The 25973-nt window shown below is 58.0% G+C and carries 14 protein-coding genes; 2 read left to right on the top strand and 12 right to left on the bottom strand.

Annotated features, from left to right (window positions below; translation table 11 throughout):
* Nucleotides 1–2: 2 nt before the first annotated feature.
* The 4 genes from rsmA to lptD are packed head-to-tail and all read right to left on the bottom strand — an operon-like array spanning nucleotide 3 to nucleotide 5498.
* Entirely contained in the window at nucleotides 3–824 is an 822-nt protein-coding gene (rsmA, locus tag AB8804_RS08845) for a 16S rRNA (adenine(1518)-N(6)/adenine(1519)-N(6))-dimethyltransferase RsmA (RefSeq protein WP_371185072.1), read from the bottom strand.
* Nucleotides 821–1810, bottom strand: a complete 990-nt coding sequence (gene pdxA / locus AB8804_RS08850; RefSeq protein WP_371185212.1) for a 4-hydroxythreonine-4-phosphate dehydrogenase PdxA — start codon at nucleotides 1808–1810, stop codon at nucleotides 821–823. Before pdxA ends, rsmA begins: the two co-directional genes overlap by 4 nt.
* Entirely contained in the window at nucleotides 1807–3093 is a 1287-nt protein-coding gene (gene surA / locus AB8804_RS08855) for a peptidylprolyl isomerase SurA (protein WP_371185074.1), read from the bottom strand. Before surA ends, pdxA begins: the two co-directional genes overlap by 4 nt.
* Nucleotides 3094–3146: 53 nt before the next feature.
* On the bottom strand, nucleotides 3147–5498 hold the full coding sequence (gene lptD / locus AB8804_RS08860) for an LPS assembly protein LptD (RefSeq protein ID WP_371185076.1): 2352 nt from the start codon (nucleotides 5496–5498) through the stop codon (nucleotides 3147–3149).
* A 240-nt stretch (nucleotides 5499–5738) separates the two neighbouring features.
* On the opposite strand from lptD, the gene djlA reads away from it, so the two are divergent.
* The gene (djlA, locus tag AB8804_RS08865; protein WP_371185078.1) at nucleotides 5739–6557 is read left to right on the top strand and encodes a co-chaperone DjlA; all 819 of its coding nucleotides are present in this window, start codon (nucleotides 5739–5741) and stop codon (nucleotides 6555–6557) included.
* A gap of 27 nt (nucleotides 6558–6584) precedes the next feature.
* On the opposite strand, the gene AB8804_RS08870 is transcribed toward djlA, so the two are convergent.
* The 8 genes from AB8804_RS08870 to araB form a co-directional block, all read right to left on the bottom strand.
* On the bottom strand, nucleotides 6585–10355 hold the full coding sequence (locus AB8804_RS08870) for a S6 family peptidase (protein ID WP_371185081.1): 3771 nt from the start codon (nucleotides 10353–10355) through the stop codon (nucleotides 6585–6587).
* Between the two features lie 204 nt (nucleotides 10356–10559).
* Complete coding sequence (locus AB8804_RS08875) at nucleotides 10560–14036, bottom strand: autotransporter outer membrane beta-barrel domain-containing protein (protein WP_371185083.1); 3477 nt, start codon at nucleotides 14034–14036, stop codon at nucleotides 10560–10562.
* Nucleotides 14037–14344: 308 nt separating this feature from the next.
* On the bottom strand, nucleotides 14345–15004 hold the full coding sequence (rluA, locus tag AB8804_RS08880; RefSeq protein WP_371185085.1) for a bifunctional tRNA pseudouridine(32) synthase/23S rRNA pseudouridine(746) synthase RluA: 660 nt from the start codon (nucleotides 15002–15004) through the stop codon (nucleotides 14345–14347).
* Nucleotides 15005–15016: 12 nt separating this feature from the next.
* Nucleotides 15017–17923: an RNA polymerase-associated protein RapA gene (gene rapA, locus AB8804_RS08885; RefSeq protein WP_371185087.1), complete on the bottom strand. Its 2907-nt coding sequence runs from the start codon at nucleotides 17921–17923 to the stop codon at nucleotides 15017–15019.
* A 129-nt stretch (nucleotides 17924–18052) separates the two neighbouring features.
* Nucleotides 18053–20410, bottom strand: a complete 2358-nt coding sequence (gene polB, locus AB8804_RS08890) for a DNA polymerase II (protein ID WP_371185089.1) — start codon at nucleotides 20408–20410, stop codon at nucleotides 18053–18055.
* A gap of 279 nt (nucleotides 20411–20689) precedes the next feature.
* Nucleotides 20690–21385: an L-ribulose-5-phosphate 4-epimerase gene (gene araD, locus AB8804_RS08895; protein WP_371185091.1), complete on the bottom strand. Its 696-nt coding sequence runs from the start codon at nucleotides 21383–21385 to the stop codon at nucleotides 20690–20692.
* Between the two features lie 88 nt (nucleotides 21386–21473).
* Nucleotides 21474–22976, bottom strand: a complete 1503-nt coding sequence (gene araA, locus AB8804_RS08900) for an L-arabinose isomerase (protein ID WP_371185093.1) — start codon at nucleotides 22974–22976, stop codon at nucleotides 21474–21476.
* Nucleotides 22977–22986: 10 nt separating this feature from the next.
* Nucleotides 22987–24696 (bottom strand): ribulokinase, encoded by a 1710-nt coding sequence (araB, locus tag AB8804_RS08905; protein WP_371185095.1) that lies wholly within the window; start codon nucleotides 24694–24696, stop codon nucleotides 22987–22989.
* 335 nt (nucleotides 24697–25031) lie between these two features.
* Here araB and araC point away from each other — a divergent pair, with 335 nt between their 5' ends.
* On the top strand, nucleotides 25032–25877 hold the full coding sequence (gene araC, locus AB8804_RS08910; protein WP_112011098.1) for an arabinose operon transcriptional regulator AraC: 846 nt from the start codon (nucleotides 25032–25034) through the stop codon (nucleotides 25875–25877).
* The last annotated feature ends 96 nt before the right edge of the window (nucleotides 25878–25973 follow it).

Below are 25973 nucleotides of genomic sequence, written 5' to 3' on the forward strand. Positions count from 1 at the left end.
GCTTAACTCTCCTTCGGCGGGGCATTGTCGCTGATGTAATTAGCCAGCTTGCAATATTGCTCCACGGAAATGTTCTCCGCACGCATTGCCGGGTCGATTCCCAGCTCGGCTAATACCTCAACGGTAAACGAATTGCTCAGGCTGTTACGGATCGTTTTACGGCGCTGGTTAAACGCCTCGGTAGTGATGCGGCTCAGCACGCGCAGCTCTTTAACCGGGTACGGCATAGTTTTATGCGGCACGAGGCGCACAACCGCAGAGTCTACCTTTGGCGGTGGCGTAAACGCGGTCGGCGGAACTTCAAGTACCGGGATCACGTTACAGAAATACTGTGCCATCACGCTTAAACGACCATACGCCTTACTGTTCGGTCCTGCAACCAGGCGATTCACCACCTCTTTTTGCAGCATAAAGTGCATGTCGGCAATGGCGTCAGTATAGCTAAACAGGTGGAACATCAGCGGGGTCGAGATGTTGTACGGCAGGTTGCCGAACACGCGCAGCGGCTGGCCCATTTTCTCTGACAGTTCGCCAAAGTTCATGGTCATCGCATCCTGCTGATAAATCGTCAGCTTAGGACCGAGGAACGGATGCGTTTGCAGGCGTGCTGCTAAATCGCGGTCCAGTTCGATGACGGTCAGCTCGTCAAGGCGTTCGCCTACGGGCTCGGTCAGCGCAGCCAGCCCCGGCCCAATTTCAACCATGGCCTGGCCTTTCTGCGGATTAATGGCAGAGACGATGCTGTCGATCACGAACTGATCGTTAAGAAAGTTTTGCCCGAAACGTTTACGGGCTAAGTGGCCCTGATGGACTCGATTAGTCATTGCGTATTAACAATCATTTTGATGGCGAGATTAAGCGCCGTAATAAAACTGCCGACATCCGCTTTTCCCTGGCCTGCCAGATCCAGCGCAGTACCGTGGTCAACGGACGTTCGAATAAAGGGTAAACCGAGGGTGATATTCACGCCGCGGCCAAATCCCTGGTATTTTAGCACGGGCAGGCCCTGATCGTGGTACATCGCGAGCACGGCGTCGGCATTATCCAGGTATTTCGGCTGGAAAAGGGTATCCGCAGGCAGCGGCCCGCTGAGATTCATCCCTTTCGCGCGCATTTCTTCAAGCACCGGGATGATAATGTCGATCTCTTCCGTCCCCATATGCCCGCCTTCCCCGGCGTGCGGGTTCAGGCCGCAGACCAGAACATGGGGCTGCTGAATGCCGAACTTCGTCTGCAGGTCGTGGTGCAATATCCCGATAATTTCCCGCAGAAGCGCAGGCGTGATGGCATCGGGAATGGCTTTGAGCGGCAGGTGCGTCGTCACCAGCGCAACGCGCATCTCCTCGGTTGCCAGCATCATCACCACTTTCGGGCTCTGAGAGCGTTCTTCAAAGAACTCGGTATGCCCGGTGAAGGGAATGCCCGCCTCGTTAATCACGCCCTTATGCACGGGGCCGGTGATCAGCGCGGCAAATTCGCCTTTCAGGCAGCCGTCGCAGGCGCGGGCGAGCGTTTCAACGACGTAATGGCCGTTTTCAGTGCTCAGCTGGCCGGGAGTGACGGGGGTTCGGAGCGGAACGGAAAGGAGCGTGAGCGTGCCGGCCTGCTGGGGCCTGGGCGTATTACCTTCAACGTAGGGGATCAGCGTTAAAGGAAGACCGAGCAGGGTTGCCCGGTCTTGTAACAGTGTTGCATCCGCGCAGACGACCAGTTCCACCGGCCAGCCGCGTTGAGCCAGCTGGACGACGAGGTCCGGACCAATCCCGGCGGGCTCGCCGGGAGTGATAACAACACGATGCGGTTTCATCAGTTGCTCAGAATTTTCACGTAGGCGCTGGCGCGTTGTTCCTGCATCCAGGTTGCCGCTTCTTCAGAGAATTTACGGTTAAACAGCATGCGGTAAGCCCTGTCTTTCTGCGCCGCATCGGTTTTATCAACGTTGCGGGTATCCAGCAGTTCGATCAGGTGCCAGCCGAAGGAAGAGTGAACCGGCGTACTCATCTGGCCCTTGTTCAGCTTCATCAGCGCATCGCGGAAGGCCGGATCGTAGATATCCGCTGCCGCCCAGCCCAGATCGCCGCCCTGGTTAGCAGAGCCGGGATCCTGCGAGAACTCTTTAGCCGCGTTGGCAAACGAGGTTTTTCCGCTCTTAATGTCGGCCGCAATTTGCTCCAGCTTCACGCGCGCCTGATCGTCGGTCATGATCGGCGACGGCTTAAGCAGGATGTGGCGAGCGTGAACTTCCGTTACGGAGATGTTCTGGCTCTGACCGCGCAGATCGTTCACCTTCAGAATGTGGAAGCCCACGCCGGAACGAATGGGTCCGACGATGTCGCCTTTCTTCGCGGTGCTCAGCGCCTGGGCAAAGATAGACGGCAGCTCCTGAATACGGCCCCAGCCCATCTGGCCGCCCTTCAGCGCCTGCTGGTCGGCAGAGTAGGTGATGGCGAGCTTACCGAAGTCGCCGCCGTTACGCGCCTGCTCGACGATAGAGCGTGCCTGACTTTCCGCTTCGGCAGCCTGATCGGACGTTGGGTTTTCCGGCAGCGGGATCAGAATGTGGCTCAGGTTCAGCTCGGTGCTGGCATCGTTCTGATTACCCACCTGCTTCGCCAGCGCGTCGACTTCCTGAGGCAGAATGGTGACGCGACGACGCACTTCGTTGTTACGCACTTCTGAAATCAGCATCTCTTTGCGGATCTGGTTACGGTAGGTCGCATAGTTCAGCCCGTCATAGGCCAAACGGCTGCGCATCTGATCCATGGTCATGTTGTTTTGCTTTGCGATGTTGGCGATGGCCTGATCGAGCTGCTCGTCAGAGATCTTCACGCCCATCTTCTGCCCCATCTGCAGGACAATCTGATCCATGATCAGACGTTCCAGGATCTGGTGGCGCAGCGTGGCGTCATCAGGAAGCTGCTGACCGGCTTCGCCCGAATTGAGCTTCACCGACTTCATCAAACCATCAACGTCACTTTCAAGCACGACGCCGTTGTTTACCACGGCCGCGACTTTATCGACAACCTGGGGGGCTGCGAAGCTGGTATTCGCAACCATGGCGACACCGAGCAGCAGCGTTTTCCAGTTCTTCATACTTTTTCCATTTCAATTAACCGCAAAGCGGATTACGTTGTAAATCAAGCACATTACATTGAAGTGCGATACGGCAGAATGTTCGAGCGCAGCATCTGCTGCGTGCCCAGGCCGTAGTTGGAACTCAGGCCGCGCAGCTCAACATTAAAGCCAATCACGTTGTCGTATTTGCTCTGATTGTTTTGTGTATCCCAGCCGTTCAGCTTGCGCTCGTAGCCTACGCGCAGCGCATAGCAGCAGGAGTTATATTGCAGACCCACCATCTGGTCAGCCGGCTTGTTGGCGTTCGTGTCGAAGTAGTACGCTCCCACGATTGACCAACGGTCAGCGATTGGCCAGCTTGCCGCGCCGCCAACCTGCGAAATGCCTTCTTTATACTGATCGGCATTGGCGTAGTTTGGCAGCGTCGCCTGGATGTATTCCGGGCTCGCGTAACGGTAGGTCAGCTGCAGCATACGGTCTTCATCACGACGGTACTCAATGGCGGCACTGCTGGTCGCCACGTTGTCCAGACGCGTATCGTATTGCAGCCCGCCGCGCAGGCCCCAACGATCGGTCATGCGCCAGTAGGTATCGCCTGCCCATACCAGAGAACCCGTTTTGTTGTCTTTCTCCCAGTTAATGTCGTCATCACCGGTACGAGATTCGGTGAAGTAGTAGATTTGACCAACGGAAACGTTAAAACGTTCAACGGCAGCATCATCAAATACGCGGGTAGTGACCCCGGTCGTCAGCTGGTTCGCTGAAGCGATACGGTCAAGACCGCCGTAGGTGCGGTCGCGGAACAGGCCGCTGTAGTCAGACTGCAGGAAGGAGGAGTCGTAGTTCTGAATTTTGCTCTGATCGCGATACGGCACATACAGATACTGCATGCGCGGCTCAAGCGTCTGGGTGTATCCATCCGCCAGCAGGCCCATATCGCGTTCGAAAATCAGCTTGCCGTCCATTTTGAACTGAGGCAGCACGCGGTTTACCGACTCTTCAAGATCGGTACCGTAGCGGTTGTTGTACCAGTCCAGATTCTTCTGCTGGTAGTGCGTCGCCATCATCTTGGCTTCGGTATTCAGGCTCGCCCAGTTGTTGGAAATCGGCAGGCTGATGGTCGGCTCAAGGTGCACACGCGTCGCTTCCGGCATATCGGAGTTGGTGTTGACGAAATGCACCGCCTGGCCGTAAACGCGGGTGTCGAATGGACCGACGTCGTTCTGATACCAGTTAACGTCCAGCTGCGGTTCCGCGCCGTAGGTGCTTGAGGTCTGCGTGTTGAAGACCTGGAACTGCTTGGTTGATACCGTGGCGTTAAAGTTTTGTACCGCATAGCCCGCGCTGAAAATCTGCGTGGCGTAGCCGTCGGTACTGGAGCCGTATTTGGAGTCGAAGTCGTTGAAGTAGTATGGGTCGCTAACCTTGGTGTAGTTAACGTTGAAGCGCCACACCTGGTCGAGAACGCCGGAATGCTGCCAGAAATACATCCAGCGGTGCTTATCACCGTCTTTAGGATGTTCATCCTGGAAAACGTCATCCGACGGCAGATAGTCAAACTCCATCAGGCCGGTGCCTGCCTGGGTCAAATAGCGGAACTCGTTTTCCCACATGACGTTGCCGCGCTTGTGGATATAGTGCGGCGTGATCGTGGCGTCCATGTTGGGCGCGATGTTCCAGTAATACGGCAGGTAGAACTCAAAGTAGTTCGAGGTGCTGTATTTGGCATTCGGGATCAGGAAGCCGGAACGACGCTTATCGCCAACGGGCAACTGCAGATAAGGGCTGTAGAAAACGGGGACCGGACCCAGCTTAAAGCGGGCGTTCCAGATCTCAGCGACCTGCTCTTCACGGTCGTGAATGACCTCGCTGCCGACGACGCTCCAGGTATTCGAACCCGGCAGGCATGAGGTAAACGAGCCGTTTTCCAGAATCGTATAGCGGTTCTCGCCGCGCTGCTTCATCAGATCGGCTTTCCCGCGCCCCTGGCGGCCAACCATCTGATAGTCACCTTCCCAGACGTTAGTATCTTTCGTGTTCAGGTTTGCCCAGGCTTTCGGACCTTTCAGGATGACCTGATTGTCGTCGTAGTGCACATTACCCAGCGCATCGACCGTGCGCACGGGTGCGGCGGCCCCATCCGGCTGCTTCTGGTGGAGCTGCACTTCATCGGCCTGCAGACGGCTGTTGCCCTGGTTAATATCCACATTGCCCGTAAAGGTCGCATTGTCAGGATAATTACCCTTCGCACTGTCGGCGTTGATAGTGACCGGCAGGTCGTTTGCGTCGCCCTGAACGAGAGGACGATCGTAACTTGGAACGCCAAGCATACACTGCGAGGCAAGATCGGCTGCCAGCCCCTGATGGCTATACAGGGCGGTGCCAATCATGGTGGCCAGGAGGGTGGGGATACGTTTTTTCATACGTTATATTTTAGTGTTCCGTCATCAGTGGCTACGGCTTACAAACGCTCAGAGACTATCTTACTCATCAGCGCAGTACCAGCGTTAATCCTGCCCGTTTGCGTGCCAGAGTGTTAGGCTCGCTATCGAATGACGAGTATGATAATGCAAATTATAGGCGATGTCCCTCAATTGACCGTGGCTCGACCACTGTAATGATGGAGTTGCGTCGAACCAGGACCATGACTATTTGGGGAGTATATGCAGTATTGGGGTAAAATAATCGGCGTTGCGTTCGCCATTGTGATGGGTGCCGGCTTTTGGGGCGTCGCGCTTGGGCTGATTATCGGCCACATGTTTGATAAGGCCCGCAGCCGCAAAATGGCCTGGTTTGCCAACCAGCGCGAGCGCCAGTCGCTCTTTTTCTCCACCACCTTTGAGGTGATGGGGCACTTGACCAAATCAAAAGGGCGCGTGACGGAAGCCGACATTCAGGTCGCCAGCGTCTTTATGGATCGCATGAACCTGCACGGTGAATCGCGCCTGGCGGCGCAAAATGCGTTTCGTATTGGTAAAGCGGATAACTATCCCCTGCGTGAAAAAATGCGTCAGTTTCGCAGCATCTGCTTTGGCCGCTTTGATTTAATTCGGATGTTTCTGGAGATTCAAATCCAGGCCGCGTTCGCCGACGGCTCGCTGCACCCTAACGAGCGCGACGTTCTGTACGTGATAGCCGAAGAGCTCGGCATTTCACGGATGCAGTTCGACCAGTTCCTGCGCATGATGCAGGGCGGGGCGCAGTTTGGCGGCGGCTATCAGCACCAGCAGTCCTCCGGCGGCGGCTGGCAGCAGGCGCAGCGTGGCCCCACCCTGGAAGACGCCTGCAACGTGCTGGGCGTGAAGCCTTCTGATGATGCCACCACCATCAAGCGCGCCTACCGCAAGCTGATGAGCGAGCACCACCCCGACAAGCTGGTGGCGAAAGGCCTGCCGCCAGAGATGATGGAGATGGCGAAGCAAAAAGCGCAGGAAATTCAGAAAGCCTACGAGCTGATAAAAGCGCAGAAAGGATTTAAATAAGAAGGGCCGCGCAAGCGGCCCTTTGTTTTAGCGGAACGACACGTTCACGCCCGTATTGAACTGCCAGCCGTCAACGCCCGCTTCGCCCAGGCGAGCTTGATAGCCGCCGTTGGCAAAGAGCGTAATGTTTTCAGCCGCTTTTACATTTACCCCCAGCGTGAAGCTGGCGTAGCTACCCGGCGTGGCGGCGCTAAAGTTCGCAGTTTGATCCGTGTTTGTCCCGGAGATCGTCACGTCAGGATTGTTGCTTTCATCCCAGTTCACCTGTGAGCCAGCAGTGAGCTCCAGCGCATCGGTCAGGTGATAGCGATAACCCAGACCTGCATGATAGAGCGGACGAACAATACTGTCGTAAGACGCGTGCGTGCTATCAACGTCGCTAATATCGTCAATATCAAGATACTGCACACCTACACCCATTGCTGGCGTGACGACATGCCTGCCGAAGGTCAGATCTCTCCCCACGTTCAGATCGGCGGTCAGCCCTTTCGCTTTTACGTTAGCCACGTTCTCGCCGCGTAGCGTTGTGCTGATATCGCCGCTGTACTTGGACACATCCAGCATCAGCTCGCCGAACCAGCCGGAAGCGTGACGCCATTCGGTCAGGGTACTCAGCGTATGCGCCGTGTAATCTCCCTGGCTATCTCCATCCTGTGCATGCGGCGTAACGCTAAGCTCTGCCGTTGACCACGCGACGTTAAGGGAGAGCTGCTGGGCCTCATCCGGGCTTTGCCAGCGCGCGACTCGCCCACCAAACAGGAATCCGTTGGCCTTTTGATCGAAATCGTAACCAAACTGGCTAAAGCTCAGGTCGCTGTTATAGCGGTTGTCCTGGTGGAAGTACTCCATGAAGAAGCCGAGATCCTGCTTTTCAGACCACATGGCCTGCTGGTGGAGCGTGTTGCGCAGCATGTTGTTGTAGTTCAGCAGCGCCGTCGGCAGCGACAGATAGGATGGCACCTGCGGAATGACGGCACGGCGAACGTTATCTGAGGGCGGTTCATTTTCAGCAGGCGTATCAGCCGGTGGCGTGACGTCTGGCTGTTCAGGCTCGACTGGCGTAACGTCAGGCAGTTCATCGTCGGGGATTTTTGGCTCTTCGGTTGGGATGGTATTTTCCCCTTCAGAAAGCAAATCGTTTTGCAGGCGATAGTCCCAGTAACGTGCGCTGGAGGTGATGTTACCATCCGCATCACTTTTCCCCGGCGCGAAAGCATAAAGCGAATAGCGCCATGCTCCCATTGCTACATAGCCGCCGCTGAGCTTAACGCTATCCTTATTGACGTTGCCGTTCACCTGCACCAGTGAGACGCCTTCCTGCGCATCGGCCATGCCGTTGCTGTTGGCGTCGGTATTCAGAGCTTCTCCCGAGAGTGAAAGATTGAGCCATAGCGGTTCGCTTCCGATAATATCGCCATTAACCGTAAGACGATCGGAAAGGCTGCCGTTTTCGCCGAGCTGGGTGCGCAATACCGCCTGGCTGTTGTTACCGGTCGTTAGCGTACCGTTAATGCTCAGGGATTGAGGAGTGAACGCGTTTGCTTTCAATAAGGTTGCAGGCGCTTCACGCTGCCAGCCCGGATAAATCACCGCGTTGTCGCCAAGGGTAATATCGGCCGTGGTGCCAGACCCGCTTAACAGCGTTTCATCGCCCATCGTGAGGGAGGAGGAGAGGGTTCCGTTTAGCGCCAGCTGCCCGGCCGCGATTGTTGTGCCGCCCGTCCAGCCGCCGTTGCCGGTATACCATAGGATCCCATCCCCGTCTTTCACCAGCTTGCCGTCACCGCGGATATCGGCCGTAATTTCAACATCATTATAGCCGTCGGTGCTCTGATCCAGTGAACTGTCCTGAATCACGCGCAGCGTGGCATTTTCTGCAAGATAGGCCGAACCGCTGAATTTACTCCGGCTTTGCATGACGAGCTCAGCGCTATCGCTCACGTTCACATCGCTGCTCAAGGCGCCATGCTCGCCCACCATCAGAGCGGTATTATTGTTAACGGTAGTGGTGTTTGCCACAAAGGCGCTGTCGATCCAGTCGTTGCTGATAACCAGGTTATTGGCGTGAGGGGTTGGACGACCGCGCAGGATAAGATTGCCGTTCGTGAGTGTCAGCGCGTTGACGGCGACATCGCCAGCAAGCGTGCGCGTTTTACCCTCTTCTGTGGACACGACAAGATCGAGATTGTCCCGGCTCTTTGCGGCGCCGATTTCACCGATAAACAGCCTGTCCTGTTTGGAAGAGAGCGCGAGCGTGGAGCGCTGCTGGTCATTCGTATTGAGAAGGATGGCACCGTCATCGTTATGTTTAATTTCATCAAAGGTCATGTTGTAACCGTTGAGATCGAAATTACCGCCTCGGAAACCAAACTGGACGTTATCTGCCGCGATTTGATTTTCACCCGCCAGCTGCACGGTAGGGCGGCCACTCACCAGGGTAATGGTTGAAAAGGCCTGGCTTTGACCGTCTGCATTCTGCCGCTGCGCCAGCACGACCTTGCCATCGCCAACGTTCAGCGCGCCGCCGTTAATGCCTTCGGCATTCACATACAGCGTGCCCGCGCCAATTTTATGAAGCGTGTCTCCCGCAAGGCCATTGACCTGCCAGCTAACGGTTTTCCCGTCATCCACCTCAATACCGCCGCCGACCCAGGTGCTGTTTTTTCCTTCGGCAGACGTGACCGTGTAGTCGGCGGAGAACTGCAGTTTGGCCGCGCCGTGGTTAACCGCCTGTTCGAGCACGATCGTGCCGCCATCACCGTTAAAGCGCAGGTCTTTGGTTGCATCCAGCTCGGCGCTGGTGGCGTTTGAAGGTAAAGCCTGAGTGCTCACGCCGTGCCAATCCCAGCGGTTCGCCCCCTGCGTGATAGCGTTTGCTGCCCATGTGATGGTGCCATCCCGTGCGGAATCGGTGACGTCAGGATCGGTATTGGCTGCCAGGACCGTATCCATAAAGTCTGGGGTAAAGTAGAGCATGTAAGTTCTGAAGTTGTACGGTGCCGAGCCGCCCACGCTGGTGGTGACGCCAAGCAGCTTCCAGATCTTCTCCTGGCCGTCAAAGACAAAGACTGGGCTACCGCTATCGCCAGCCTGCGCGGCCGAGCTGAAGGGTTGGGCTCTGCTGTCTGGTGGCCCATAGTTTTGCCACTGGATGCGGTAATCATTCTCATACGCGGGGTTGGTAAACATTCCGGTACTCAGCCATTTATAGCCTTCACCTATCTTCTGCGCAGTCTTACTCACCGGATCAACTTGATACTGAACGCCTGAACCCACGCGGGTAAACCACTGAAATCGAGCTGCGACGGCCGCTTTTTGATCGGCTGGCTGATATTTGGGAATGATATCTTTTTTATCCAGCGTCGGTATCGGCGCCGTTTCGGTAACCACCTTATTCAGCCGGGGAATATGAATGTCCATATTGTATTCGGGAATCGTTGGGTGGTTATTCCGGTTAATGATTTTGTAGGTGGTCTTAAATTTGGCATTGTTGCCGAAATCAACGCCAGAGTATCCACTGTTATGCTTAACGCTGGTGATGTAAGAAGGCTTAACCAGGGTGGCAATACCCAGGCTATCCGAAACGCTGAAATCAGGGATGGGGAACGCTAATTCACCAGCGATAGTGCCGTCGGTTTTATAGACAATCACGCCGGTCGCGCCCGGGGTGTATTTCCCTTTATTTTCCGCAAAATCCCGATAGTCCTGCACGTCAACATCTTCGCGCATGACGCCTGCATCAGCATCAAAAAGAGCCAGCGAAATTAAGCTTGTTAGCAGTTTTTTTTTCCATTTCATTTTTTTTATTCCAGGATATATTCTTGTCGTGTTTCAACGGCAGTATAAAAGCTGTTCAGTTTCCTGGAATGAATTGTGCTTATTAATGATTGTCGTAAAATTAAATATATTTGGAATGTTTATGTTTTGGGGGGAGATATAAATGGAAGTGTTGATAGGTAAAAAATCGGGTGGCAGCACATTTCCACCCGATGACGTTCGACATTACCAACTATAGCGCACGTTCAGGCTTCCGCTCATATCGCTGTAGTCATTGCCGCCCTTCTGGCCCGCGGCCTGCGCGGTGATGCTCCACTGTTTGTTGACGTTGGCCTGAATCCCCACCTTCAGCTCTGCGCGATCCGCAGGCCGATCCTGCGCGATCCTGGTATCACCAAAGGTGACGGCGGCGTCATGAGAAGCGTGCAGCCAGTTAGCTTCAGCAAACGGCTGGATAACGCCGCTCTGGCCTTTAGCCAGCTTGCTGTCCACGCGCAGGCCCAGGCGGGTCGTCAGGCTGTCGCTGTCCTGGCCGTCAATCATCGTGCCGCCGCTATCCTTCACGCCGTCGGCGCTGTATTTCTGCCAGACAGCCTGCGCCTGCGGCGTCAGGCTCACCGCGCCAAGATCGTAACGGTAGCCCGTTTCCAGCGAAACGGCATGCGCGGTAGAGTCGTAATCCGTGCTTCCCAGGTCGCCATTCTTCACGCTGTTGTTATAGATGCCGTACTGATACCAGCTATCGACATACGCGCCCTGATGCGTCACGGCGTCGGCAAACCAGGTGGCGTACATCCCCAGACTGTAGCCGTTAACGCTGCCGTTCGCGGTGAACTGGCTGCCGTCGGCACCTTTGCTGCCCGTGCTGTCGGTTTTGGCATTGACGTAGCTTGCCATTACGCCGACGGACAGGCTTTGCTTGCCGTTGTTCCACGCGGCAATATCGCCGCCAATCTGGAACTGGGCGTAGTTGCCGTCCACGTCGACATCGCCCCCGGCGGCGGAGGTGCCGTTTTCACCCGCCTTAAAGCGGGCCCACATAGCGCCGTTGTCAGAGCGGAACTGGCTGCCTTCACGATCGTAGAGGGTCTGCATCTGCAGGTTCTGAACGATGGACTGGTTTCCGAGGTAGGCGCCAATATCGGCGCGATACTGCGGCGCACCGCCATCGCTTCCATCGTCTGCTCCGCTGATGGCCGAACGCAGATACCAGTCGCCTTCATCCTTGTACATGCGATATTCATAGGCGTTGATTTGCACCTGATTACCCTGGGTAAACTCGCCGTTCGATGCGCCTGCGACGTCGATAATTTTGATGCCTTTGTCGGTTTGCGCTCCGTTTCCGCCCGCGTTGTTGATATGCACGGTGGTATCGCCAGACGTATCACCGTTCACCACCAGCCTGTCGGTAAGTGAGCTATCGTCGCCAAGCTGAGTGTTGATGATGAGCTTGCCGCCTTTGCCGCTGTAGTCGCCGTTGACGATCAGCGTATTGCCCGCCGCCGATCCGCCACCCGACGCGTCACCGCTTGAGAGGACGCCAGCGTTGGTCACGTTGCCGTTGAGGGTAAGCGTGTCGTCAAACTTCACGGTGCCGTTGTTCATCACCGCCGCATTTGCCGTGCCGTTCTGACCGCCGAACGTGGCGCCTTGCGCCACGTAAATCGCCCGATCGCTGCCTTCTGCGCCGATCGCGCCCTGGTCGGTGATCCACAGCGTACCGCCATTCACGTGGGTATCGCCGCTGTAGCGGTTTTCAGCATCCAGAACGAGGGTTCCGTCTCCCTCTTTGACGAGCGATTTACCGTCCCATCCGGTAGCGGCATCCGCTGACTGATCCCTAAGCACGGTGTGCAGGGTAAAACTTTGGTCCGCATCGTCAATGGTGAAGGTGCCGTGGGCGGGAGTCGCGGCGTTGTTTGAGTCTGCAAACCAGGTCAGAGACGCTAAGACGTCATAACGGGTATTGTCTTCGCTGTTGATCTGGCCGCTGAGGGTGAGAAAGTCAGCTTTATCCATCCCCGCGGTGGTGACGCTGCTGAAATCGCCCGCTATTGCGCTTTCGGCATCAACCACGGTGACTTGGTTGGTTTTTGCTAAATCTTCAATACCCTCAAAACCGGTAATATTCAGCGTACCGCCCAGCCTGGCCTGCTGCGCGGTAATCGGCGCGGCCTCAGAGGTGCTGCTGAGCCAGACGTCAGTCGTGCTGCTGTCGTTCAGCGTCAGGTTTCCCGCATTCAGCGTACCGCTGTTGCCATTTTTATCCCCGAGGGTAATGCGGCCGCTGCTGGTGAGATTGCCGACGTCTGAGCTGCCGCTCATGATCCACTGGCTGGCGTTATCCAACGCCATGCTGACGTTGCTGCCGCCCGCGTCCACCGCACCGGAAAGGAGGCTGTTTTCGGCCGTGAAGGTGACGGTATCGGTGGTGTTATTCACCGTAAGCAGGTTGTCGCTGTTAACGGACTTGATGTTTTTTGCGCGGATCGTCGCCGGGGATGAGTCCACCAGAAACGCGCTGCCTCCATCGGTTGTGGTGGTGATAGAACCGCCGTCCAGGGTGAGCGCGTTAGGCGTGGCGCTGGCTTTTTTACCCTTAACGAAATAATAGCCCGCGCCTGCGCCAGTGACATTGCTGCTGGTGATGGCTACGCTGCTGCCATTTTCCAGAACGGTGCCATAAGACTGGGCGCCAGTGATATCAAGATTGCTTGCAATGATTTTACCGCCGTCTATGGCGTACATGCCGTGTGCGTTAGCACCGCTGGTATTGATGGTGCCGCCATCAAGCGTAATGACGGAGTTGGTGCCGTAGTAAGGATTCGAGATCGACTTTATGCCATTAGCGCCATCGCCGCTGGTGGTAATCCGGATATCAGTCAGCGTTGAATTAGGGCTTTCATTAAGAACGCCCCCACTATTTGTACCGGTCGTAATAATTGTCACCGCATCGAGATTCGTAAAACCATTGATCAGCGTGACACCGGCGAGGTTATCTCCTGAAGTGTCAATGGAAATAGCAGAGCCCGTGAGTAAATTATCTTCGTTACCGATATTCCAGATACCCATGCCCATTGGGCCTGTCAGGTGAATCGAGACATTCTTGAGGTCTGCCTTTCCGGCGCTAACGTCAGTGCTGTTGATGACTATGCCACGAGATAAAGCTGATGACGAACCGGAGATTTCTACATTACTTAGCGATAATGTGCCTGAGTCCACCATTACGCCATACGCATTATCTCCATATGTGGTTATTGTGCCGCCATCCAGGGTGAGGGAAGCATTACCGCTAACAAACACTGCATGTGCATTCTTGCCATATGTCGTAATGCTGGTGTGAGTGGAGTCCAGTTCGGCGCGAGCGCGATCGTTTCCTCCCATATATAAACCATAAGAATCCTCACCCTTCGTCATGATGGTGACGGCGTCGGCATCCTCTACAATCGCGTTTTCAGCGATATAAACGGCAGTGGATTTATCCTTTGAGGTGGAATAGCTGCCGCCAATAGTGTTTTCACCCGGTACGGCGACAAATGAATTATCCGCTGCGTTGCTTGCGCCGCTTGCAAGGATTAATGCGGCAACTAACCCGCCAGCGCGCACCCGGGATTTGATTCTGCTGTCGCCGCGGGCCAGCTCGGATGCCACCACGTACATATTACGGGCGCTGTTCCAGACAATATTATACTGCTTATTCATTTATGCATTCCTTTGCTGAATAATTGAGGGGTTAATGCGCGAGAATTGATATGAATAAAGAGGGCATTAACAAATGATGATATACAGTTACAATTGAGATAAACCTCACTAATAACGTTTGTCTGTGAAATGTGCAATTTAGTTATATTAAACGCCGCTTTTAGCTTATTTTAAAATAATAATGTGGGTTATTTGATTGGGCGTTTACTGCGCAGTTTTGCGTTAAATGAAGAATATTTAATATATATGGATAATGGATGGCGACGCACGGCCAGGCAACATGCCTGGCGTGAGAGACGGGGAGAGGGTCAAAAATCTACGGGCGCTTTAAACGTCATCGCATTGCCAAAGGCGGGATGCGTAATGGTCAGCGTCTGGGCATGTAGCTGCAGGCGCGGCGCCATCGCCAGCGCTTCCGGGGAGGCGTAGAAACGATCGCCCAAAATCGGATGGCCCAGCGCCAGCATATGCACGCGCAGCTGGTGGGAGCGCCCGGTAATCGGCTTAAGCACTACGCGCGCGGTATTATCCGGCGCGTACTCCAGCACTTCATACTCGGTTTGCGCCGCCTTGCCGGTTTCATAGCACACCTTCTGCTTTGGCCGGTTCGGCCAGTCGCAGATCAGCGGCAAATCCACCAGCCCTTCCGCGGGCTGTGGATGGCCCCATACGCGCGCAACGTACTGCTTTTTCGGCTCGCGCTCGCGGAACTGACGCTTCAGCTCGCGTTCCGCCGCCTTATTTAAAGCCACCACAATCACGCCGCTGGTTGCCATATCCAGACGATGGACGGATTCGGCCTGCGGATAATCACGCTGAACGCGCGTCATCACGCTGTCTTTATGTTCGTCCAGACGCCCCGGCACGGACAGCAGGCCGCTCGGCTTGTTGACCACCATAATGTGCTCATCCTGATACAGAATGACCAGCCACGGGTCCATCGGCGGATTGTAGGGCTCCATTACCATTTTTCGCTCCGCTTACTGATGCGTGACAACGATCAGACGCAGCGCGTCCAGACGCCAGCCCGCCTGATTCAGGCTTTCCAGCACCTGCTGGCGGTTGCTTTCAATCGCCGCCAGCTCGTCGTCGCGGATGTTCGGGTTCACCGCCTTCAGCGCTTCCAGGCGCGACAGCTCGGCAGAGAGCTTCTCGTCGGCCTCGGCGCGCGCGGCATCGATCAGCGCGCGGGCCGCTTTCTCAGCCTGGATTTCACCCTGCTGCAGAATGGCATGCACGTCCTGCTGGACCGCGTTGACCAGCTTGCTGCCCGTATGGCGGTTCACGGCGCTCAGCTGGCGGTTAAAGCTTTCGAACTCCACCTGGCCCGCCAGGTTGGTGCCGTTCTTATCGAGCAGCAGGCGCACGGGGGTCGCCGGCAGGAAGCGGTTAAGCTGCAGCTGCTTCGGCGCCTGGGCTTCCACCACGTAGATCAGCTCCAGCAGCAGCGTGCCGACCGGCAGCGCCTTGTTTTTCAGCAGCGAGATCGTGCTGCTGCCGGTATCGCCGGAGAGGATCAGATCCAGGCCGTTGCGGATCAGCGGGTGTTCCCAGGTAATGAACTGCGCGTCCTCGCGGGACAGCGCCACGTCGCGTTCGAAGGTGATGGTACAGCCGTCCTCCGGCAGGCCCGGGAAATCCGGCACCAGCATGTGATCGGACGGCGTCAGGACGATCATATTCTCGCCGCGATCGTCCTGGTTGATCCCCACTATGTCGAAAAGGTTCATGGAGAAGCCGATCAGGCTGGTATCGTCATCCTGCTCTTCAATGCTTTCGGCCAGCGCCTGCGCCTTCTCGCCGCCGTTGGAGTGGATCTCCAGCAGGCGGTCGCGCCCCTGTTCCAGCTGGGCCTTCAGGGCGTCGTGTTTTTCACGGCAGGTTTTAATCAGCTCGTCGAAGCCTTCGGTCTCTTCCGGCGAGGCAAGGTAGCCAATCAGGTCACCGTGCACCTGGTCGTAAATGGTGCGGCCCGTCGGGCAGGTGTGCTCAAACGCGTCCAGGCCTTCGTGGAACCAGCGGACCAGCACGGACTGGGCGGTTTTTTCCAGGTAAGGCACGTGGATCTGAATATCATGCGCCTGGCCGATACGGTCCAGACGGCCGATGCGCTGCTCGAGCAGATCCGGGTTAAACGGCAGATCGAACATCACCAGGTGGCTGGCGAACTGGAAGTTACGGCCTTCGGAGCCGATCTCCGAGCACAGCAGCACCTGCGCGCCGCTGTCCTCTTCGCTGAACCAGGCCGCGGCGCGGTCGCGCTCGACGATGGACATGCCTTCGTGGAACACGGCGGCGCGAATGCCTTCACGCTCGCGCAGAACCTGCTCCAGCTGCAGCGCGGTGGCGGCTTTGGCGCAGATCACCAGCACCTTCTGAGAGCGGTGCGCGGTCAGGTAGCCCATCAGCCACTCAACGCGCGGATCAAAGTTCCACCACGTGCCGGTATCGCCTTCAAATTCCTGGTAAATCTGTTCCGGGTAGAGCATGTCGCGGGCGCGATCTTCCGCGCTCTTGCGCGCGCCCATAATGCCGGACACCTTAATTGCCGTCTGGTACTGGGTCGGTAGCGGTAGCTTGATGGTGTGTAATTCGCGTTTCGGGAAGCCCTTCACCCCGTTGCGGGTGTTGCGGAACAGCACGCGGCTGGTGCCGTGGCGGTCCATCAGCATATCGATCAGCTCTTTGCGCGCGGATGCCGCGTTGTCGCTCTCGCTGTTGGCTGCCTGCAGCAGCGGCTCAATGTCCTGCTCGCCGATCAGGTCGCTCAGGGTATTCAGCTCGTCGTTAGACAGGCGATTGCCCGCCAGCAGCAGCGCGACGGCGTCGGCAACCGGGCGGTAGTTATTTTGTTCTTCAACGAACTGCGCGAAGTCGTGGAAGCGGTTCGGGTCGAGCAGGCGCAGGCGGGCGAAGTGGCTTTCCAGGCCCAGCTGTTCCGGCGTTGCGGTCAGCAGCAGCACGCCCGGCACGCGCTCGGCCAGCTGTTCAATCGCCATGTACTCGCGGCTTGGGGCATCTTCGCTCCAGACCAGGTGGTGCGCTTCGTCAACGACCAGCAGGTCCCACTCGGCGTCGCACAGGTGCTCCAGGCGCTGCTTGCTGCGGCGCACAAAGTCCAGGGAGCAGATCACCAGCTGTTCGGTGTCGAACGGGTTATCGGCATCGTGCTGGGCTTCGGCGTAGCGCTCGTCGTCGAACAGCGAGAAGCGCAGGTTGAAGCGGCGCAGCATTTCCACCAGCCACTGGTGCTGCAATGTTTCAGGAACCACAATCAGCACGCGCTCGGCCGCGCCGGAGAGCAGCTGCTGGTGCAGGATCATCCCCGCTTCAATGGTTTTCCCCAGGCCAACTTCGTCTGCCAGCAGCACGCGCGGCGCGTGGCGGCGGCCCACGTCATGGGCGATGTTGAGCTGGTGGGGGATCAGGCTGGTGCGCTGGCCGCGCAGGCCGCTCCACGGCATGCGGTACTGTTCGCTCTGGAACTTACGCGCGCGGTAGCGCAGGGAGAAGCGGTCCATGCGGTCAATTTGCCCGGCGAACAGGCGGTCCTGGGGCTTGCTGAACACCAGCTTGCTGTCGAGCAGCACTTCACGCAGGACGACGTTGGCCTCGTCGGTGTCGAGGCGAGTCCCAACGTAGGCGAGCAGTCCATTCTCTTCTTTTACGTCTTCAATCTTGAGCTGCCAGCCGTCGTGGCTGGTCACGGTGTCACCCGGATTGAACATCACGCGGGTCACAGGGGAGTCATTGCGAGCGTACAGGCGGTTTTCACCGGTGGCGGGGAAAAGGAGGGTAACCATGCGCGCATCGACTGCCACCACGGTTCCTAATCCAAGTTCGCTTTCTGTATCGCTGATCCAGCGTTGACCAAGTGTAAAAGGCATAGTTGTTCGGCTCTACTCTTTAATTGCAGGCAATAGTTCGACCGCCGTCGCAGAATGACGGCCATCGAAAAATGGGTCCGGGAATGGAAAGGGCGCTATGGTACTGGATGGCAGCGCTTTCGTCACGCGTCAAAATAGGCCAAGTTGCCCTGTCACTAGTGTAGCAAAGTCGTCGTCCATGAAGGGCAAAATTCCCTCCGCAACCGGCTGAAGCTGACGCGTAAGATAGTGGTCGTAATCCAGCGGCGAGTGCTGGTAATCAACGGGTTCCGGGCCGCTGGTGGTCCAGACGTATTTAATGGTGCCGCGGTTTTGATACTGCGGCGCGCGGCCCCGCTTAACGTTCTCTTCATCCGCCAGCCGCGCGGCGCGCACGTGGGGCGGCACGTTACGCTGATATTCGGCCAGCGGGCGGCGCAGGCGCTTGCGGTACACCAGCTGGTCATCCAGCTCGCCTGCCATCAGGCTGGCGATGGTTTCGCGCACGTAGTCCTGATAGGGCTCGTTGCGGAAAATCCGCAGATAGAGCGTCTGCTGAAACTGCTGCGCCAGCGGCGTCCAGTCGGTACGCACCGTCTCCAACCCCTTAAACACCATGCGCTGCGCGTCGCCTTCCTGAATCAGCCCGGCGTAGCGCTTCTTGCTGCCCTGATCGGTGCCGCGAATGGTAGGCATCAAAAAGCGGGCGAAGTGGGTTTCAAATTCCAGCTCAAGCGCGCTGGTTAACCGCTCTTTTTGCAAACTTTCGCGCCACCAGCCGTTCACGTGGGCCACCAGTTCCTTGCCTATGCGGGCGGCGTCTGCTTCGGAATGCGCGCTTTTCAGCCATACGAACGTTGAGTCGGTATCGCCATAGATAACGTCATAGCCCTGAGATTCAATCAGCGCTTTGGTCTGGCGCATAATTTCATGCCCGCGCATGGTAATAGACGACGCCAGGCGAGGATCGAAGAAGCGGCAGGCGCTGGTGCCGAGCACGCCGTAAAACGCGTTCATGATGATTTTAAGCGCCTGCGAGAGCGGCTTATTGCCGTGGCGTTTCGCCTCGTCGCGGCCGTGCCAGATGTTTCCCACAATTTCCGGCAGGCAGTGCTTTTCCCGCGAGAAGCGCGCGCCGAGGAAGCCCTCGGTGCTGTGCTCATCGTCCGGCTGCGCCATTCCTTCGATCAGCCCAACCGGGTCGATCAGGAAGGTGCGAATGATCGACGGATACAGGCTTTTATAGTCCAGCACCAGAACCGAATCGTATAGCCCGGGCCGGGAATCCATGACGTATCCGCCGGGGCTGGCTTGGGGAGGAACGTCGCCGAGGTTAGGGGCGACGTAGCCCGCGCGATGCATGCGGGGAATATAGAGATGGCCGAAGGCGGCAACCGATCCCCCGTGCCTGTCGACGGCGAGGCCGTTCACCGTCGCGCGCTCCAGCAAAAACGGCATAATTTCGGTTTTATGGAAAATCTGCGTCACCAGCTCGCAGTCTTTCAGGTTGTAGGTAGCCAGCGCTGGCTTATCTTCGTTAAAACGGCGGTCGATTTCATCCATCCTGTCCCACGGGTTGTCGATGGACTTGCCTTCGCCGAGCAGCTCCCGAGCCACGGCTTCGAGGGCGAAAGAGGAGAAGTTCCAGAAGGCAGACTTCAGCGCCTCAATGCCGTCGATAATCAGGCGGCCGTTGGCCTGAGCGAAGAACACACCGTTCTTGAAACCGTGCTCGCGCCACTCCAGCTCGCTGTTTCCGCGGCCCAGCACCAGCGGAATGCGATACCGCTCGGCGTGTTTTTGCAGCACGCGCAGGTCAAACTGCACCACGTTCCAGCCGATCAGCACGTCCGGGTCGTGCTCGGCAAACCACTGGTTTAGCTTTTCCAGAAGCTGCGGTCGGCTGCTCACGTACTCCAGCTGAAAATCAAGGCGCGACGCGTCGCCGTTCGGCGGCCCGAGCATATAGACAACCCGCTGCCCGCAGCCTTCCAGGCCGATGCAGTAGAGCTCGCCGTGGCGGGTGGTTTCGATATCCAGCGACACCCATTTCAGCGGCGGGCGGTAGTGCGGGTTGGGCTTCATGCGCGCGTCGACGAGCCTGCCGTTTTGCGCGGTGCCGTCGACCCAAACGGGCGCGGTGATAAAACGCTCCATCAGAAAGCGTTCCGGCGGGCGGATGTCCGCCTCGTAAAGCGTGACGCCCGCCTCGCGCAGCAGCTTTTCATAGCGCATCAGCTGGCGATGGGCGCGGCAGTACAGGCCGTAGACCGGCTGGCGGTGGAAATCCTTGAGCTCAAGCGGGGTAATGCGCCAGTTGCTTTCCCCGCGCAAAAGCTGCTTTACCTTCTCGACCTGGGCTTCGGGGATAAAGGCCACGGACTCCTGCGGCGGCAGCGTGACGTTCAGCGGCCCGCTGTCCGTCGCCAGCCAGAACTCAACTTCCGTCCCCTGAGGAGTATCCCGCCAGTGTCGGGTCAGTAAAAAGCCTTCTTGCGCCTGCGCCACGCCGTTATCCCATAAACAAAACCAGGCTTGATTATAGCCTGGTTCAGGGTGTTTTGCTGGGGTTTTATACAGTTATTGCGCGCGATTTCCCCTCACCCCGGCCCTCTCCCCAGAGGGGCGAGGGAGAAAAGACGGCTCCTGGCGATCCCCTCTCGCAGAGGGGCGAGGGAGAAAAGACGGCTCCGTTCGATCCCCTCTCCCCAGAGGGGCGAGGGGGAAAGACGGCTCCGTTCGATCCCCTCTCCCCTCCGGGGAGAGGGTTAGGGTGAGGGGTAAGGACTACTGCCCGTAGTACGCCTTCGCGCCGTGCTTGCGCAGGTAGTGCTTATCCAGCAGGGTTTGCTGCATGTCCGGGAGCTGCGGTGCCAGCTGGCGGCAGAAGATCCCCATATAGGCAACTTCCTCCAGCACGATGGCGTTATGCACCGCATCTTCCGCATTTTTGCCCCAGGCAAACGGCCCGTGGGAGTGCACCAGCACGCCCGGCATCTGCGCCGCGTCGATTCCCTCTTTTTCAAAGGTTTCGACAATCACGTTGCCGGTTTCCCACTCATACTCACCGTTGATTTCGGCGTCGGTCATCAGTCGCGTGCAGGGGATGGTGCCGTAAAAGTAGTCCGCGTGCGTGGTGCCGGTCGCGGGAATGGGCTGGCCCGCCTGCGCCCAGATGGTCGCATGGCGCGAATGGGTATGCACGATGCCGCCGATGGTCGGGAAAGACTGATACAGCAGGCGGTGGGTCGGCGTATCGGAAGAGGGCTTTTTCTTCCCTTCCACCACTTCGCCCGTAGCGATGCTGACCACCACCATATCGTCTGCCGTCATCACCGCGTAATCCACGCCCGAAGGCTTGATCACGAACACACCTTTTTCGCGGTCAACGGCGCTGACGTTGCCCCAGGTCAGCGTCACCAGATTATGTTTCGGCAGCGCCAGGTTGGCTTCCAGCACCTGTCGTTTGAGATCGTCTAACATTGTTGTCTCCCGTGCCGGATGGCGCTTCGCTTATCCGGCCTACAGGATCGTAGGCCCGGTAAACGCAGTGCCACCGGGCATTCCGTGCTTAACGTTTCGAACCGTAATAGACTTCGTTCCAGCGCAGCGCGTCTTTAAAGGCCGGCAGGCGGGTGTCGTTATCAATCACCGTCAGCTCGATGTCGTGCAGCTCGGCGAACTGGCGCATATCGTTCAGATCCAGCGCGTGGCTGAAGACGGTATGGTGCGCGCCGCCGGCGACGATCCAGGCTTCCGAGGCGGTAGCCAGATCCGGCTGCGCTTTCCACAGGGCGTTGGCGACCGGCAGCTTCGGCAGGCTGTGCGGCGTTTCGACCGCATCCACGCAGTTGACCAGCAGGCGGAAGCGATCCCCCAGATCGATCAGGCTGGCGTTGATGGCCGGGCCGGTGCGGGTGTTGAAGATCAGGCGGGCCGGATCGGCCTTCCCGCCGATGCCGAGATACTGCACGTCGAGGATCGGCTTCTCTTCGACGGCGATCGACGGGCACACTTCCAGCATGTGCGAGCCGAGGACCAGATCGTTGCCGTTCTCGAAGTGGTAGGTGTAGTCCTCCATAAAGGAGGTGCCGCCCTGCAGACCGGTTGACATCACCTTCATGATGCGAAGCAGGGCGGCGGTTTTCCAGTCGCCTTCGCCCGCAAAGCCGTAGCCCTGCTGCATCAGACGTTGTACCGCCAGGCCCGGCAGTTGCTTCAGGCCGTGGAGGTCTTCAAAAGTGGTGGTAAAGGCGTGGAAGCCGCCCTGTTCCAGGAAGCGCTTCATGCCCAGCTCGATGCGCGCCGCGTCCAGCACGTTCTGGCGCTTATCGCCTTGGATTTGTGCCGCAGGCGTCAGGCGGTAGCTGCTTTCATATTCATCCACCAGCGCGCTCACGTCGCCGTCGCTGATTTCATTGACCACCTGCACCAGATCGCCCACTGCCCAGGTGTTGACGGAGAAGCCGAACTTAATCTGCGCCGCGACTTTATCGCCGTCGGTAACCGCCACTTCACGCATGTTGTCGCCGAAACGCACCACCTTCAGGTGGCGGGTATCCTGCTTAGAGACCGCCTGGCGCATCCACGAACCCATGCGCTGCTGCGCGTGCCGATCCTGCCAGTGGCCGGTAACGACGCCGTGCTGCTGGCGCATGCGCGCGCCGATGAAGCCGAACTCGCGGCCGCCGTGCGCGGTCTGGTTCAGGTTCATAAAGTCCATATCAATGCTGCCCCACGGCAGGGAGGCATTGAACTGAGTGTGAAACTGCAGCAGCGGTTTGTTGAGGATTGCCAGGCCGTTGATCCACATTTTTGCCGGTGAGAAGGTGTGCAGCCACACGACCAGGCCGGCGCATTTGTCGTCGTAATTGGCGTCACGGCAGATATTGGTGATTTCGTCCGGCGTCGTACCCAGCGGCTTCAGCACCAGCCTGCACGGCAGTTTGGCTTCGGCATTCAGCGCGTTAACAACGTGTTCGGCGTGTTTCGTCACCTGCTGCAGGGCTTCCGGCCCGTACAGATGCTGGCTGCCAATGACAAACCACACTTCATAATTATTAAAAATCGTCATTATCGTGTCCTTAATGGGTCAGGGTTGCCGTAGCGTCCGCGGCGTGTCTGGACGCGGCGGCGGCAGGGAGATAGTGGAGTTCCGCGCTTTTCGCCCACTGCTGGTAGCGCTGGTAGAGTTGTTCGAATCGTTGGGCCTGCTCTGCACGCGGCTGGAGGGTGCTTTCCACGGCGCTGGCCATGTGATGCTGCGCCGTCGGGATATCGGCATGCACGCCCGCGGCGACGGCGGCGAAGATGGCGGCACCCAGCGCGCAGCACTGATCGGAGGCGACAATCTGCAGCGGACGGTTCAGCACGTCGCAGCAGGCCTGCATGATCACCGGGTTTTTACGGGCGATGCCGCCCAGCGCCATCACGTTATTCACGTCGATGCCCTGGTCGGTGAAGCACTCCATAATGGCGCGCGCGCCGAACGCGGTGGCCGCAATCAGGCCGCCGAACAGGGCGGGGGCGTCGGTCGCAAGGTTAAGGTCGGTTATCACCCCCTTCAGGCGCTGGTTAGCAAACGGCGTGCGGCGGCCGTTAAACCAGTCGAGCACCACCGGGAGATGATCGAGAGAGGGATTTTTCGCCCAGGCGTCGGTGAGCTGCGGCAGGAGCTGCTTTTTGCTCTCGGCGATCTGCGGCTTCAGCTCAGGGTGCTCGGCCGCCAGCCGATCCAGCGGCCAGCCGAGCACGCGGCCAAACCAGGCGTAGATATCGCCAAACGCGGACTGGCCCGCTTCGAGGCCGATAAAGTCCGGCACCACGCTGCCGTCAACCTGGCCGCAGATGCCTTTTACCGCGCGATCGCCCACGCTGGCCTTGTCGGCTATCAGGATGTCGCAGGTCGAGGTGCCGATAACTTTCACCAGCGTGTTGGGCTGCGCGCCCGCGCCGACTGCGCCCATGTGGCAGTCGAACGCGCCGCCGGAGATCGTCACGTTTTGCGGCAGGCCGAGGCGCGTCGCCCACTCTTCGCAAAGCGTGCCAACCGGAATATCGGCGGTGAAGGTGTCGGTAAACAGCGGGTAGGTCAGGTTCTTATTGATGATGGGATCGAGCTCATCGAAGAAGGCAGCTGGCGGCAGGCCGCCCCAGCCTTCATGCCACAGGGATTTATGCCCGGCGCTGCAGCGTCCGCGGCGGATATCCTGCGGGCGCGTGGTGCCGGAGAGCAGGGCGGGAACCCAGTCGCACAGCTCAATCCACGATGCCGCAGCCTGCGCCACCGCCGCGTCCGCGCGGGTCACGTGCAGGATCTTGGCCCAGAACCATTCGCTGGAGTAGATGCCGCCGATATAGCGCGAGTAGTCCGTTTTGCCTGGCTGATGGCACAGGCGGGTGATGGCTTCGGCCTCTTCTACGGCGGTATGGTCTTTCCACAGCACGAACATGGCGTTCGGGTTGTCGGCAAACTCCGGGCGCAGCGCCAGCACGCGGCCTTCGGCATCGACCGGGGCGGGCGTGGAGCCGGTACTGTCGACGCCAATCCCGACAATCTCCGCCCGCTGCGCGTCGGTCAGTTCGGCAAGGACGGTTTTGATTGCCGCTTCCATCGACTCGATGTAGTCGCGCGGATGGTGGCGGAACCGGTTGTTTGGCGCGTCGCAGTAGCGCCCCTCCTGCCAGCGCGGGTACCACTCAACGCTGGTTGCTATCTCCTGACCGGTGGTGCATTCCACCGCCAGGGCGCGAACCGAATCGCTGCCGAAATCGAGGCCAATCGCTATTGCCATGGTGTTGCTCCATAAAAAACAGGTATGGAAGAACATTAGAGACTGGGGGCGAAAATCGTCAGGCAGGATCCGCTAATCTTATGGACTAAATTGCTGTAGCAACGGAAAGTGTGACGCCGTGCAAATAATCAATGTGGACATTTCTGCCGTAGTTATAGACACTTTTGTTGCTGCCGAATCGCCATTGATGACGGATAAATTCGCGGAGAAGGCGGTGGCGCGGTGAAGAGAAAAGTGCAGCGAGCCATTTTTGACCTTTTCCCACGCCGTTTTTAACCTGCTTTTATCGATATGGACAATTGGTTTCCTTCGGGACCGCCGGGAGAACTGAATTTATGGCTGAAACGCAAAACGATCCCCTGTTGCCTGGCTACTCGTTTAACGCGCATCTTGTCGCGGGGCTGACGCCTATCGAGGCCGAGGGCTATCTGGATTTTTACGTCGACCGACCGCTGGGGATGAAGGGCTATATTTTAAATCTCACGGTGCGCGGCGAAGGGGTGATTCAAAACGGTGACCAGCAGTTCGTCTGCCGCCCCGGCGACATCCTCTTATTTCCGCCGGGGGAGATCCACCACTACGGCCGCCATCCCGAGGCGAAAGAGTGGTATCACCAGTGGGTCTATTTCCGCCCGCGCGCCTACTGGCAGGAGTGGCTCTCCTGGCCCGCGATTTTTGCCCATACCGGCTTTTACCGGCCCGACGACGCGCACCAGGCGCAGTTTCGCGAGCTGTTCGCGCAGATTATCGAAGCGGGGCAGGCGGGCGGGCGCTACGCCGAGCTGCTGGCGATCAACCTGCTTGAGCAGCTGCTGCTGCGGCGCATGGAGGCAATCAACGAATCGCTGAACCCGCCGCTGGATAACCGCGTGCGCGATGCCTGCCAGTACATCAGCGATCACCTGGCCGACAGCCAGTTTGATATCGCCAGCGTCGCCCAGCACGTCTGCCTCTCGCCGTCGCGCCTGTCGCATCTTTTCCGCCAGCAGCTTGGCGTGAGCGTGCTGAGCTGGCGGGAGGATCAGCGCATCAGCCAGGCGAAGCTGCTGCTCAGCACCACCCGGATGCCTATCGCGAGCGTGGGGCGCAACGTGGGGTTTGAGGATCAGCTCTATTTCTCTCGCGTCTTTAAAAAATGCACCGGCGCCAGCCCCAGTGATTTCCGCGCCGGTTGTGAATAATCGGTAAAGAAAAATAAACAAACAGGTGAACCTGCCCGGCAACCTGTAAACTATTCAGACAATTGTTGCCTTGACGCAGCGCGGGGCGCTAAGCAG

This window comes from Enterobacter sp. KBR-315C3_2022 (assembly GCF_041399425.1).
In the GTDB taxonomy this organism is placed as follows: domain Bacteria; phylum Pseudomonadota; class Gammaproteobacteria; order Enterobacterales; family Enterobacteriaceae; genus Enterobacter.

Coding starts and splice junctions, on each gene's coding strand:
- rsmA (WP_371185072.1), bottom strand. CDS start 824: ATGACTAATCGAGTCCATCAGGGCCACTTAGCCCGTAAACGTTTCGGG.
- surA (WP_371185074.1), bottom strand. CDS start 3,093: ATGAAGAACTGGAAAACGCTGCTGCTCGGTGTCGCCATGGTTGCGAAT.
- lptD (WP_371185076.1), bottom strand. CDS start 5,498: ATGAAAAAACGTATCCCCACCCTCCTGGCCACCATGATTGGCACCGCC.
- djlA (WP_371185078.1), top strand. CDS start 5,739: ATGCAGTATTGGGGTAAAATAATCGGCGTTGCGTTCGCCATTGTGATG.
- AB8804_RS08870 (WP_371185081.1), bottom strand. CDS start 10,355: ATGAAATGGAAAAAAAAACTGCTAACAAGCTTAATTTCGCTGGCTCTT.
- AB8804_RS08875 (WP_371185083.1), bottom strand. CDS start 14,036: ATGAATAAGCAGTATAATATTGTCTGGAACAGCGCCCGTAATATGTAC.
- rluA (WP_371185085.1), bottom strand. CDS start 15,004: ATGGTAATGGAGCCCTACAATCCGCCGATGGACCCGTGGCTGGTCATT.
- rapA (WP_371185087.1), bottom strand. CDS start 17,923: ATGCCTTTTACACTTGGTCAACGCTGGATCAGCGATACAGAAAGCGAA.
- araD (WP_371185091.1), bottom strand. CDS start 21,385: ATGTTAGACGATCTCAAACGACAGGTGCTGGAAGCCAACCTGGCGCTG.
- araA (WP_371185093.1), bottom strand. CDS start 22,976: ATGACGATTTTTAATAATTATGAAGTGTGGTTTGTCATTGGCAGCCAG.
- araB (WP_371185095.1), bottom strand. CDS start 24,696: ATGGCAATAGCGATTGGCCTCGATTTCGGCAGCGATTCGGTTCGCGCC.
- araC (WP_112011098.1), top strand. CDS start 25,032: ATGGCTGAAACGCAAAACGATCCCCTGTTGCCTGGCTACTCGTTTAAC.